The 11914-nt window shown below is 63.9% G+C and carries 12 protein-coding genes; 8 read left to right on the plus strand and 4 right to left on the minus strand.

All coding sequences use genetic code 11. The annotated features are described in order from the left end of the window. Positions 1-2 precede the first annotated feature (2 nt). A complete protein-coding gene (locus GEMMAAP_RS06005) occupies positions 3-785 on the minus strand; it encodes an enoyl-CoA hydratase/isomerase family protein (RefSeq protein ID WP_026850237.1) in 783 nt (260 codons plus the stop codon). 62 nt (positions 786-847) lie between these two features. Between GEMMAAP_RS06005 and paaA the strand changes: the two genes are divergently transcribed. The 4 genes from paaA to paaD all read left to right on the plus strand — a co-directional run bounded on the left by paaA (position 848) and on the right by paaD (position 3465). After that, positions 848-1819 carry a 1,2-phenylacetyl-CoA epoxidase subunit PaaA gene (gene paaA / locus GEMMAAP_RS06010; protein ID WP_202969195.1) on the plus strand — a complete coding sequence of 324 codons (972 nt, stop codon included), beginning with the start codon at positions 848-850 and terminating at the stop codon, positions 1817-1819. Next, on the plus strand, positions 1816-2112 hold the full coding sequence (gene paaB, locus GEMMAAP_RS06015) for a 1,2-phenylacetyl-CoA epoxidase subunit PaaB (RefSeq protein WP_026850239.1): 297 nt from the start codon (positions 1816-1818) through the stop codon (positions 2110-2112). The genes paaA and paaB overlap by 4 nt, the downstream gene beginning before the upstream one ends. 80 nt (positions 2113-2192) lie before the next feature. Further along, entirely contained in the window at positions 2193-2969 is a 777-nt protein-coding gene (gene paaC, locus GEMMAAP_RS06020) for a 1,2-phenylacetyl-CoA epoxidase subunit PaaC (protein WP_043581414.1), read from the plus strand. Positions 2970-2976: 7 nt separating this feature from the next. Further along, entirely contained in the window at positions 2977-3465 is a 489-nt protein-coding gene (gene paaD / locus GEMMAAP_RS06025) for a 1,2-phenylacetyl-CoA epoxidase subunit PaaD (protein WP_026850241.1), read from the plus strand. A gap of 120 nt (positions 3466-3585) precedes the next feature. Here the strand turns inward: paaD and GEMMAAP_RS06030 are convergent, their stop codons facing one another. From GEMMAAP_RS06030 to GEMMAAP_RS06040, 3 genes are all read right to left on the minus strand, one after another. Continuing rightward, the gene (locus GEMMAAP_RS06030) at positions 3586-5175 is read right to left on the minus strand and encodes an Ig-like domain-containing protein (protein WP_026850242.1); all 1590 of its coding nucleotides are present in this window, start codon (positions 5173-5175) and stop codon (positions 3586-3588) included. Between the two features lie 294 nt (positions 5176-5469). Then, entirely contained in the window at positions 5470-7605 is a 2136-nt protein-coding gene (locus GEMMAAP_RS06035) for an alpha-ketoacid dehydrogenase subunit alpha/beta (protein WP_082821103.1), read from the minus strand. A gap of 6 nt (positions 7606-7611) precedes the next feature. Next, a complete protein-coding gene (locus GEMMAAP_RS06040; RefSeq protein ID WP_026850244.1) occupies positions 7612-7920 on the minus strand; it encodes a hypothetical protein in 309 nt (102 codons plus the stop codon). Positions 7921-8054: 134 nt separating this feature from the next. On the opposite strand from GEMMAAP_RS06040, the gene GEMMAAP_RS06045 reads away from it, so the two are divergent. The 4 genes from GEMMAAP_RS06045 to pcaF are packed head-to-tail and all read left to right on the plus strand — an operon-like array spanning position 8055 to position 11759. Next, a complete protein-coding gene (locus GEMMAAP_RS06045) occupies positions 8055-8852 on the plus strand; it encodes an enoyl-CoA hydratase-related protein (protein WP_026850245.1) in 798 nt (265 codons plus the stop codon). 5 nt (positions 8853-8857) lie between these two features. Then, positions 8858-10057: a 3-hydroxyacyl-CoA dehydrogenase NAD-binding domain-containing protein gene (locus GEMMAAP_RS06050; RefSeq protein WP_026850246.1), complete on the plus strand. Its 1200-nt coding sequence runs from the start codon at positions 8858-8860 to the stop codon at positions 10055-10057. Next, a complete protein-coding gene (gene paaI / locus GEMMAAP_RS06055; RefSeq protein WP_026850247.1) occupies positions 10057-10479 on the plus strand; it encodes a hydroxyphenylacetyl-CoA thioesterase PaaI in 423 nt (140 codons plus the stop codon). Before GEMMAAP_RS06050 ends, paaI begins: the two co-directional genes overlap by 1 nt. Before the next feature lie 29 nt (positions 10480-10508). Beyond that, positions 10509-11759 (plus strand): 3-oxoadipyl-CoA thiolase, encoded by a 1251-nt coding sequence (gene pcaF, locus GEMMAAP_RS06060; RefSeq protein WP_026850248.1) that lies wholly within the window; start codon positions 10509-10511, stop codon positions 11757-11759. Positions 11760-11914 lie beyond the last annotated feature (155 nt).

Consider the following 11914-nt stretch of genomic DNA (forward strand, 5'->3'; position numbering starts at 1 on the left):
CTTTACTTGCCCTTGAACGACGCGATGGCGTTGCGGGTGAAGTCAGAAAGCACCAGCGTCCCACTCATGGCTGCTCGCTCGGCGAGCAGAGTGTCCCACCCTTCCGTACCCTGCCAGAAGACGCGCTTCAGCATGGCCATGGCGTCGGGATTGGATGCGGCGAGGGTGCTCGCCAGTGTGTCCACGCCGGCGTCGAGTGCCGCCGTATCCGCCACGACCTTCGCGTAGAGCCCGCGCCGCTCGCACCAGCTGGCGTCACGCCAGTCGGCGTCCACCGCCATCTGACTGAACGACGCCAACCCGATTTTCTGTTGGATTACCGGTCCTACCACAAACGGGCCGATTCCCACAGCGAGCTCACTCAACTTGGCGGAGGCTTTTTCCACCGCAATGCTGAAATCGGAGGCGGCGATCAGGCCAACGGCTCCTCCCGCGGCTTTGCCGTGCACTCGGCTGATCACGAACTGTGGTGCACGGATCATGGCCAGAATGACACCGGCGAACCCGCTGAAGAACCGTTGGCCCTGTTCCCGGTCGCCAATGGCGGCGAGTTCGTCGAACGACGCCCCGGCGCAGAACGGCCCGGTACCGCCACTCTGCAGCACAATGACCCGCACTGCCGGGTCCTGGCTCACGCGGGCGATGGTGGCGGCCAGTTCCTGTAACACGGCGCTCGGCAGGGAATTGCTCTTCGGGTGGAAGAACTCCACGCGGGCAATGCCGTCGGTCTGCTGGGTACGAACGTATCCGTCCGGACCGGATTCGATGGGGGAAAGAGGCGTCATGGCTGCAAGATAGCGTGCGGTTCCAATTGTCGAATCTGCGGTCATCCCAGTAGCTTTCATTCATGGACCAGACCATGCCCGTCCCCGCCGAGGATCCGGCCCTCCTGGCCGCCTTCGAAGCCCGTATCGCCGCTGGCGAAAGCATCGAGCCGAAGGACTGGATGCCGGAACGATATCGCAAGCAACTCACCCGGATGATGTCGCAGCATGCGCACTCCGAGATCGTGGGGATGCTCCCTGAAGGCAACTGGATAACGCGGGCGCCCAGCCTGCGTCGAAAGCTGTCACTCATTGCCAAGGTGCAGGATGAAGCCGGTCACGGCTTGTACATCTACTGCGGCACCGAGACACTCGGGGTGGATCGCCACGAGTTGGTGGAGCAGTTGCTGGACGGCCGCGCCAAGTACTCCAGCATTTTCAATTACCCTACGCTGGCTTGGGCCGACATGGGCGTGATTGGCTGGCTGGTAGACGGCGCGGCCATTGTGAACCAGACGGTGCTGGCCAAAGCCAGCTACGGGCCCTACGCGCGGGCCATGGTTCGCATCTGCAAGGAAGAAAACTTCCACAAGCGCCAGGGTTACGAAATCTGTACGGTGCTGGCCAATGGCACGCCGGCGCAGAAGGCCATGCTGCAGGACTCCGTGAACCGCTTCTGGTGGCCGGCGCTCATGATGTTCGGCCCCAGCGACACGAATTCGCCAAACAGTGCGGAGCTGCTGCGCTGGCGTGTGAAGCGCAAAACGAACGATGAGCTGCGTCAGCGCTTTGTGAATCTCACGGTGCCGCAGGCCATTGCGCTGGGGCTCACCATTCCCGATCCCGATCTGCATTTCAACGAAGCGACCGGCGACTGGGAGTTTGGTGAGATCGACTGGTCGGAGTTCTACGAAGTGGTCAAGGGGAACGGCCCGTGCAATCAGGAACGCATGGAGACTCGCCGTGCGGCGCATGAAAACGGGGAATGGGTGCGGGCGGCAGCCACGGCGCACGCCGAGAAGCAGCGCGCCCGTCGTGACACGGCGGCCGCATGAGCACGAACGACGACAGCCAGTGGCCACTCTGGGAAGTGTTTACACAGGGAGCGCGTGGCGAACCCTTTGAGCATGCCGGCAGTATTCATGCGGCCGATGCGGAGTTGGCGCTGCAGAACGCCCGCGACGTGTACACCCGTCGCGGTGAAGCGGTGAACTTATGGGTGGTGCCCAGCAATGCGATTGTGGCATCGGCGCCCTCTGATGCCGGGCCGTTCTTCGATCCCGGGAACGACAAGCCTTATCGTCATCCGCAGTTCTACGTCGCGCCGCGCGGCGTGCGCATTTTCTGAGGCGCCCGGTGGCTCAAGACGAAGACCGCACGACAATTGGCGGCAAATCGGGGGTGGTGAACAAGGCGCCCGACTATCCCATTGCGGCGCCCCGCCACACGGCCGTGGCGAACCCGCTGGCCGAGTATCTGCAGCGGCTGGGCGACGATCGACTGGTGCTGGGGCACCGACTGTCGGAGTGGTGTGGCCACGCTCCCATCCTCGAGGAAGACATCGCCCTGTCGAACATGGCGCTTGACCTCATTGGGCATGCGACCAGCATTCTCGCGCTGGCAGGGGCCGTAGAAGGGCAGGGACGCGACGAAGACGCCCTCGCGTTCTTTCGCGACGGCACTGCCTTCCGCAACGCCTTGCTGGTGGAGCAGCCGAACGGCGATTTCGCCGTGACACTGGTGCGCCAGTTCCTGTTTGATGCCTACAGTGTCCTGCTGTGGGATCAGCTGTCGCACTGTGGCCATGAGGGATTGGCCGCCATTGCCGCCAAGTCGCTCAAGGAAGACAAGTATCACCTGCGCCACAGCAGTGAATGGGTCGTACGGTTGGGCGACGGGACGGATGAAAGTCACGCCCGCACGCAGCGTGCCCTCGACACGCTGTGGAAATACACCGCAGAGTTGTTCGAACGCGATGCCGTGGACGATGCCGTGGCCGCCATGGGCATTGCCGTGGATACGGCCGCACTGCGCTCCTTGTGGGATGGTCTCGTGAACGATGTGCTGCAGCGCGCCACGCTCACGCGTCCGCCGGAGACGGGGCCCCGTCGTGGTGGTCGCACAGGAAGACATTCGGAGCATCTGGGGCATATGTTGGCCACAATGCAGAGCGTGGCCCGCGCGCATCCCGGCGCACGCTGGTAGCCCAGGCATGCTGACGCGTGACGAGGTCTTCGGGGTTCTGCAGACAGTGCCGGATCCCGAGGTCCCGGTGATCAGTGTGGTGGAGTTGGGCGTTGTGCGTGACGTCGAAATTACCGGCCGGCACATTACGGTGACCATGACGCCGACCTATTCCGGCTGTCCTGCCATGCGGGAGATGGAGGCCGACGTGAAGGCCGCGCTGTTGTCGCGCGGCGCCGACTCCGTGGAAGTGCGCATGGTACTCACGCCCGCCTGGACAACCGATTGGATTGGCCCCGATGCGCGCGAAAAGCTCCGGCGCTACGGCATTGCACCGCCGGGTAAGGCAGACACGGGTGGATTTGTCACGCTGACGCGTGCCCGTCCGGCAGTGCCTTGTCCGTTCTGCGGCTCCGCGGAAACGCGCCTGCAGAGTGAATTCGGGTCCACGGCATGCAAGGCCATTCATACCTGTTCGGCCTGCGGGTCGCCCTTCGACGAATTCAAGGCGCACTGACCTGAGGCCTTGGCACAACAAGCGGCGCCCGCATCCTTCCGGATGCGGGCGCCGCTTGTTGTGGTGCACCGGGTGCCGTGGCGCTCAGACGATCGAGCGCCACCACACCACTGGAGTGCCTTACTTCAGCGAACCGAACGGCACATGGCCCGCACGCTCGTCGGCCGAACGGCAGCCCGTGGGAGCGCCCTTGCCATCAACCAACTGCCACACTTCCACGCGGCGGTTGCCGCTCTGCGCGGCACGATCGCCCTTGGCAATACGGCCACGGTTGGCTGGCGGCGGCTCGCTCTCATCGGCACCGGCCGTGGTCACGAGGCACTGTTCGCCAAAGCTCGACGTGAGGATGCGATCCTTGATGGACGCGCCATCCTTGCCGGCCAGCCTGATGAGCTGCTTGGTCACCGCTTCTGCACGGCTCTTGGCCAGCTTGCTGTTGTACGCTTCCGAGCCGTAACGGTCGGTGTGGCCTTCCACCGAGATCCGGAGCGTCGGGATACGCATCATGGCGTCCACCACGGTGCGCAGGGTGTCCATGCCGGTCTTGAGCACGATCGCACGGTCAAAGTCGAACAGCGCTTCGTCGAGGGCGATGTTGGCCATCTTCACGGCCACGCATTCCACCGACGCCGATTCGCTCTTTGAGCTGCCATACGCCGTCTTGGTCACCGTGATGGTCGTGGTGCCCGCCGCGTTGCACGTCACGGTGCCGTTGCTCACCGAGGCGATCGACGCGTTGGCCGAGCTCCAGGTGATCGCGCCAAGGTCCACGTTATCCGCGTCCACGGCCTTCGAGCTGAAGGAGAGCGTCTTGCCCACATCCGTGGAGCCACTCTTCGGCGTCAGCGAAAGCGTCCACGCTGGCGGCGGTACCGTCACCGTCGACTGCGCCGAACGCTCCAGCTTTTTCACGAGTCCCTTGCAGGTGATCGTGGCGGTGCCGTACTTCACGGCCGTGACCTTGCCCATGTTGTCCACGGTGGCCACCGACGCATCGCTCGACGAGCAGGTCAGGTTCTGCACCTTGCGCATCTCGATCATCTTGCCCTTGGCATCCGCAGCGCTCAGCGCGAACTGGCGATCACTGCCACGGTTCACCGTCGCACTGGCCGGATCCATCTTGAGGGCCCAGTCAAACTTTTCGGCCGAGGCACAGGCGCCGCGCAGCGCGTACGTCACGCCGGCACGCAGGCCGAGGTTGTTGGACGTGCCAGTGAGTTCCTGCTCATTCGGTGACGGATTACGGTCCATCAGTCCATCAATGCGAGCGCCCCACTTGCCGCTGGAGCACAGCTTGAGGCCGAGCAGCGCCGAAAAGCCGTCTTCGAACTCGTTGGCCGTGGAACGTCCATCATAGATGGAGTTCACATATCCGGCACCGAGAATCACCGACGCCTTCTTGGAGGGCGTGACGGGGACCGTGACCGTTCCGAGCACGCGCGCCGGACGATACGTGATGTCCTCGAACGGATTGCGCGTCGCCTTGGTCTTGCCAATCTGGACGTCGCCTTCAACACCGAACCAGCGATAAACCGACACACCAAGACGGCCACCAACGCCAAGGACGTTGTCCATCTTGATCTTTTCGTCGAGCTTTGTGAACTGCCCGAAGGCGCCTACTTCGATGCGTTCACCAAGGCCCTGAGCGTGGGCCGCCGGTACTGCGGCCACTGCGGCCAGCAGCGAAATTCCGACCAGCTTTTTGTTCATGGCGTCCTCTGGATTTAAGCCTGAAAAGCGGGCATAGCACCGCCCGCGTCCCTCCCGGGGTACTCGCCGCAGGGGGACACTCAATAGTAAGTGATGCCTCACACATTCGATACATCACGCACTGCTGACGGCTGACAGACTCAGCCGTAACGATCGTCAACTTTCCAGTAATCGAAATGCGCTGTTGGGAGGACGAATCGTGCGTGCCTGAGGGCATAGTGACAGCCAGAGTCGTCTCAGCTGTCACCACCATTTCTGCCCAACTGAATCTGCCCTGCTGATGAGATTGGTCAGCTACACCGACAGGAGTGCAGATGCCCGTTCCCGAATAAGGGCAACTGTTGGGACTACCGCGTCCAAAAGATCGGGGTGATACGGCACCGGGATGTCACGCGGAGCGAGTCGCTCGATCGGGGCGTCCAAATGCCAGAACGCCTCCTGCGCCAGCGTCCCCGCAATCTCGGCGCCAAAGCCGGCTGTCAGATTGTCCTCGTGAACAATCAGGCAGCGCCCCGTCTTCCGCACCGACGCCAACACCGTGTCACGATCCCATGGTGCAATGGTTCTCAAATCGATGAGTTCCACCGCATCGCCCAGCGGCGCCACCGCGTCGGTGCACCGATGCACCATGGCCCCCCAGGTTACCACGGTCATGCTGTGGCCTTCCTGTACGATGCGCGCGCGCCCCAGCGGGAGCACATAGTCGTCACCAGGGTACCGGGCGCTGCCATCGCCGGTCATGAGCAACGAACGATGCTCAAAGAAAATGCTGGGGTTGGGACTGCGCATGGCCGCCCGCAACAGTCCCACAGCATCGGCCGCATTGGATGGCATAATCACCTGCCACCCATAGGCGTGCGCAAACCGCACTTCGTCACTCAGGGAGTGCCACGGGTCGCCCACATCTTTTCCGAAGCCGCCCGGCATGCGCACCACAATGGGCGCGGCAAAGCGATTGGCCGTGCGCCAGCGCATGGTGCCGCAATTGTTCAACTGTTCGGCAGCGGGATCCGCGTATTTGCGGAACTGGATTTCCGCCACCGGCATGAGTCCGCTGATGGCCATGGCGACTGCGCGCCCAATGATTCCTTCTTCGCTAAGGCTCGTATCAAACACACGCTCGGCGCCGAACTGTTTTTGCAGTCCTTCCGTCACGAGGTGCACGCCACCCTTTTTGCCTACATCTTCGCCAAACACCACGACTTTGGCATTCACCGCCAGTTCGTGACGTAGGGTGCGGCGGATGGCCTCGGCCACCCGCATCAGCTCGCCACCTTCCTGTGGAACATCCGTTCCCCCCAGGGTCGCGCGTTCGCTGCGACTGAGTCCACCCATGGGTTCTGTCGGCGCGGTATCGTCGGCATAGACATGGCGCGCCACGCCGGCGGGATCGGGCATGGGGCGTGCCCGCGCCGCGTCGAGCGCCGCCTGCACATCGCGGGCGACTTCTCCTTCAAGAGCCGCCCATTCGCCTTCGCTCAGGACCGCGGGTACGAGATATTCGCGCAGCTTGGGGAGAGGATCCCGCGCCTGATCGGCGGCGATTTCCGCATCGCTGCGGTACCCCTTCTGATTGTCCGGCCCCGAGTGGCTGGACAATCGCGGTACGGTGAGCCGGACGAGCGCGGGACCAGCACCGCTGCGAACATGCGCGGCGGCCTCCTGCAGCAACCCCGACGCTTCGTGAGGATCGGTACCACTGCCGTTGCGGATCAGCAGATTGGCAAAGGACGCCAGATTGGCCGCAATGTCGCCGCCGGGGGTTTGCATGCCGCCACGGACGCTGATGCCGAGATCATTGTCTTCGATGTAGAAGAGCATTGGCAGCTTGAGCGTCGTGGCCATGGTGAGCGCGGCCCAGAAACCGTTGGTTGCAACAGAGCCGTCACCACCGAGGGCCACACTCAGCGACTGCGCGTAGCTGGCATCGTTCAACGTGTCCCGATGGTAGACGATGCTTTGCGCCCATCCGGCGGCTGGTGTGTACTGCGATCCCACATCACCGGCCATAGGCAGGACGGTGCATCCCTCTCGATTCGGAAGATTGCACACCACGCCGATGTCGCGGCCATCGCTGAAGCCGCCGGCTCGTCCGAGTGGACTGCCCAATGCGTCTTCGATGCTGAGGCCAATGGAAAGCAGGAGCGGTCGTGAGCGGTAATAGGCTCCCACGCCGTCGTGCGTCCCCGTGAGCAAGGCGCCGAGGATGCTTTGCGACATGTCGTGGCCGCGCGCCGAGAACTGGTATAGCACCAGATGCTCACGCGGCACATGAGCGCGCTGCTTGTTGGTTTGCTCTTCGACGTCGTCGAGAGCACGGGATACGAGCGTATGGTAGGCGATGCGGCGCCAGTCGAATCCGGCGCGCGGCGTCACGGGGGACGTCGCAGATTCACGGACGACTGGCCGCACGGCAGTCTTGGCAGGCATAGCCTACTAATCTGCCAGCATCACCCGCGCTTGGGGAGTTTCGCCCGGAAACCAGTTCACCCCCGGGGTGACCGCCCGCGCACCCATGACCGCCAGCCGCGCCACGGCGGTCACGGTGGGCACCCCGACGCCGATGGCGACGAGCAGCAGATTGACCGCCAGCCACAGCGAGGTGTAGCGCTGGACCAGCGACCGATCACGCTTCGTGATCCAGAGGGCGACCGCCAGACCATTGACCAGCAGCAGCCCGCCCAGGGCCCAGGTGAACGCAGTCCATCCAATGCCGGTCAGCCACTGCAGTAATGAGGATTCCATGTGGTCGGCTCAGTGGGGGGTGGGACGACAGGTCCACTTTACGGCGTGAACCGCCGGAACGCGAGACGGAATTGCATGAGGGAAACACCACGTGAAACAGTCCGCGGGTGGTCGCGGCATGCTACCTTTCGCCCATGTCTTCCCCCTCCGATACCCTCCTCTCCGAGCGGGCGAATGGCGTGCTCACGCTGACGCTGCATCGCCCCGACGTTCTGAACAGCTTTACTCGCGAAATGGCCCTGGCCCTCCAGGCGGCCCTGGCCGATGCTGCGACCGATGATCAGGTACGGGCCGTGGTGATTACCGGGGCGGGGCGCGGGTTTTGCGCAGGGCAGGATCTCGCTGAAGCCTTGCCACAGGACGGTGGTCCGATTCCCGATATCGGGGAGATCGTCAAGGCCAGCTACAATCCCATCATTCGGGCGATTCGTACGCTGGAAAAGCCGGTCCTCTGCGCCGTGAATGGTATTGCCGCCGGCGCCGGTGCCAATCTGGCGTTTGCCTGCGACCTCACCATTGCCGCCGACGATGCCAGCTTTGTCGAGAGTTTTGCCAAGCTGGGGCTGATTCCCGATACCAGCGGGACGTTCTTCGTGCCGCGGTTGGTCGGGATGCAGCGTGCTACCGGCATGTTCTTTCTCGCCGGAAAAGTCCCCGCCGCGCAGGCCAAGGAGTGGGGGCTGATCTGGGACGTCGTGCCCAAGGCCGAACTGATGACCACCGTCATGGCGATGGCGACCCAGTTGGCGTCGCAGGCAACCCGCGGGTTCGGCCTGACAAAGCGCGCCCTCAACGCCAGCTTTGCCAACGGCCTCGATGCGCAGCTCGATGTCGAGGCGCAGGCCATGCACGAAGCCGGGAAAACGGCGGACTATGAAGAAGGGGTGCGGGCGTTCCTTGGGAAGCGCGCCCCGGTGTACCAGGGGAAGTGACCGTCATGACTTCACCACGTTTGCCAATCGGTGTGGTCGGCGCAGGCGCCATGGGCGCAGGCATTGCCCAGGTCGCTGCCGTGCACGGTCATGAGGTCGTCGTCGCCGACGCCTTGCCGGCGGCCCTCGCGCGTGCGCGCAGTGGGCATGAAAAGGCCATGGCGCGCGAAGTGGAAAAGGGTCGGCTGACCCCGGACGACGCCAAGGCGGTGTTGGCGCGCCTGACGTATGTGCACGGGGTGAGCGATCACGAGCTGTCGCCCATGGCGGGGTGTGCCATGGTGATTGAAGCCATCGTCGAGCGGCTCGATGCCAAGCAGGAACTGCTGCGCACGCTGGAGCGGGTGGTTGCGTCGGAGTGCATTCTTGCCTCCAACACCTCGTCGCTCTCCATTGCTGCACTGGCAGGGGCCTGTACGCACAAGCATCGCGTGGTCGGTGTCCACTTTTTCAATCCGGCGCCGGTCATGCCGTTGGTGGAGATCATTCCGGCCATCACGACCACGACGGCGGTGGCCTCCGCCGCCCAGGCGCTGGCGGTGTCGTGGAAGAAGACAACGGTTATGGCCGCCGACACGCCGGGCTTCATCGTGAATCGTGTGGCACGACCATTCTATGGCGAGGCGTTGCGTCTGCGCGAAGAAGGCGCTGCCGACTGCGCGACCATTGACTGGGCCATGCGCACCGTTGGCGGTTTTCGCATGGGCCCGTTCGAACTCATGGACTTTATCGGTCACGACGTGAACTTCGCCGTCACCCGGTCGGTGTTCGACAGCATGTTTCACGATCCGCGCTATCGGCCAAGTCTGCAGCAACAGCGACTGGTGGAAGCCGGTTGGCTCGGGCGGAAAACCGGGCGCGGGTTCTACGACTACGCCGAGGGCGTGCCCACACCGGTGCCGGTGGAAGATCCCGTGCTGGCCCAACGGATTGTGGACCGCGTGCTCGCCATGCTGGTGAACGAAGCGGTGGAGGCGGTCCATCTGCGCATTGCCTCCGTGGCCGACGTCGAACTCGCAATGACCACCGGCGTCAACTATCCCAAGGGGCTGTTGGCGTGGGGTGATGCCATTGGACCGGCGATCGTGCTGGATCGTTTGCAGGCCATGCAGGATGACACCGGCGACGATCGCTACCGCCCCAGTGTGCGCCTGCGGCGTGCCGTGCAGACCGGTGCATCGCTTCTTGATGAGCGGCGGTTCTGATGGCGGCGTCTCCTGACGTGGTGGTGTGCTATCTGCTGGAGCGCGACCGCTTCTCCCATCTCCTCGGCATGCAGGTCGTCTCCTGCGCCGCTGGACAGGCGGTGGTGCGCATGACGGTGCGGGATGACATGCTGAACGGCTTCGGCACGCTGCACGGCGGCGCGCTGTTCTCCCTGGCCGATAGCGCGTTCGCTTTCGCCACGAATGCGGCGGGAACGTTGAGCGTGGCGGTCGATTGTACCCTGAGCATTCCCGCGGCTTCACACCCTGGTGATGTGCTCACCGCCACCGCCATCGAACAGAGCACCACCAACCGTCTGGCCTTTGTTGACGTCACCGTACGCAATCAGGATGACGTGGCGGTGGGCTACTTTCGCGGCACCGTGTACCGTACGACCCGCACGCATGTGCCTGACGCATAACCCCCGAACTTTGCTTTCGGAGATTTGATATGTCTGCAGTAGTCGCCGCTGGTGGCTCCTCGGCCTGGTTGATCGAAGGTGTGCGTACCCCCATTGGCAACATTGGCGGTGCGCTCAGTGCCGTGCGTGCTGATGACTTGGGGGCCACGGCCATTGCGGCCTTGCTGGCCCGCGTCACGGAGAGTGCGCCGGCCTTCGACGTGGCGTCCATCGCCGATGTCGTACTTGGCTGCGCCAATCAGGCCGGGGAAGACAATCGAAACGTGGCGCGCATGGCCGCGCTGCTGGCCGGGCTACCGGTGTCGGTGCCGGGTGAAACGGTGAACCGGTTGTGTGCCTCCGGTCTGTCGGCGGTGGCCGGTGCGGCCCGTGCCATTCGGGCCGGTGAGGGCGATGTGTACGTGGCGGGGGGCGTGGAAAGCATGACGCGCGCGCCGTATGTCATGAGCAAGGGCGCCACGCCCTTCGCGCGTGACGTGCAGCTGTTTGACACCAGCCTTGGCTGGCGCTTCGTGAATCCGAAAATGAAAGCCATGCACGGGACCGACAGCATGGGCGAAACCGCGGAGAACGTGGCGGCACAATATGGCGTTTCGCGGGCTGATCAGGATGCCTTTGCCGTGCGATCGCAGCAGAAGGCGGCGGCGGCGCGTGCCGCGGGCCGCTTGGCGCTGGAAATTGCGCCGGTCTCCATAGCGCAAAAGAAGGGCGAGGCGGTGCTGGTGTCGCAGGATGAGTTTCTCCGCCCCGATACCACCATGGAAACACTGGCCAAGCTCAAGCCGGCGTTCCGCCATGACGGGCAGGGGAGTGTGACCGCCGGCAACGCCAGCGGGCTCAACGACGGTGCGGCGGCGTTACTGCTGGCCGGTGATGCTGCCGTGCGCCGCTTCGGTTTTTCCCCGCTGGCCCGCGTGGTGGCAAGCGCTGCCGCGGGCGTGGAGCCGCGCATCATGGGCATGGGCCCCGTGCCGTCAACGCGGCTGGTGCTGGAGCGCGCCGGGCTCACGCTGGACCAGATGGATGTCATTGAGCTGAACGAAGCGTTCGCGGCCCAGGGGCTGGCGTGCCTGCGCGAACTTGGCGTCGCCGATGACGACCCGCGCGTAAATCCCAACGGCGGTGCCATTGCGTTGGGGCATCCCCTGGGAATGAGTGGCGCTCGACTCGCACTGACCGCGGCCCGGCAGCTGCAGGTCACGGGCGGACGCTACGCCCTGTGCACCATGTGTATCGGGGTAGGACAAGGCTTTGCCCTCATCCTCGAGCGGGCCAACTGAGATGTGTGATCTTGAGACGGGTGAGATGTGGACGGTGAGAGTTGCGAGGCCCGAACGTGTGATGGATATCGAGTGTGAGAAGCCAGACCACCTCTCATCGTCGTGGTTGTCTCGACCCTCTCACCTTCGATTTCCATCGCAACTTCTGGAGTCCC

The organism is Gemmatimonas phototrophica (genome assembly GCF_000695095.2).
Classification (GTDB): Bacteria; Gemmatimonadota; Gemmatimonadetes; order Gemmatimonadales; family Gemmatimonadaceae; genus Gemmatimonas; species Gemmatimonas phototrophica.

Bases quoted from the DNA above. Each gene is read 5' to 3' on its own strand.
- GEMMAAP_RS06005 (WP_026850237.1), bottom strand. From the start codon at position 785: ATGACGCCTCTTTCCCCCATCGAATCCGGTCCGGACGGATACGTTCGT.
- paaA (WP_202969195.1), top strand. From the start codon at position 848: ATGGACCAGACCATGCCCGTCCCCGCCGAGGATCCGGCCCTCCTGGCC.
- paaB (WP_026850239.1), top strand. From the start codon at position 1,816: ATGAGCACGAACGACGACAGCCAGTGGCCACTCTGGGAAGTGTTTACA.
- paaD (WP_026850241.1), top strand. From the start codon at position 2,977: ATGCTGACGCGTGACGAGGTCTTCGGGGTTCTGCAGACAGTGCCGGAT.
- GEMMAAP_RS06030 (WP_026850242.1), bottom strand. From the start codon at position 5,175: ATGAACAAAAAGCTGGTCGGAATTTCGCTGCTGGCCGCAGTGGCCGCA.
- GEMMAAP_RS06035 (WP_082821103.1), bottom strand. From the start codon at position 7,605: ATGCCTGCCAAGACTGCCGTGCGGCCAGTCGTCCGTGAATCTGCGACG.
- GEMMAAP_RS06040 (WP_026850244.1), bottom strand. From the start codon at position 7,920: ATGGAATCCTCATTACTGCAGTGGCTGACCGGCATTGGATGGACTGCG.
- GEMMAAP_RS06045 (WP_026850245.1), top strand. From the start codon at position 8,055: ATGTCTTCCCCCTCCGATACCCTCCTCTCCGAGCGGGCGAATGGCGTG.
- GEMMAAP_RS06050 (WP_026850246.1), top strand. From the start codon at position 8,858: ATGACTTCACCACGTTTGCCAATCGGTGTGGTCGGCGCAGGCGCCATG.
- paaI (WP_026850247.1), top strand. From the start codon at position 10,057: ATGGCGGCGTCTCCTGACGTGGTGGTGTGCTATCTGCTGGAGCGCGAC.
- pcaF (WP_026850248.1), top strand. From the start codon at position 10,509: ATGTCTGCAGTAGTCGCCGCTGGTGGCTCCTCGGCCTGGTTGATCGAA.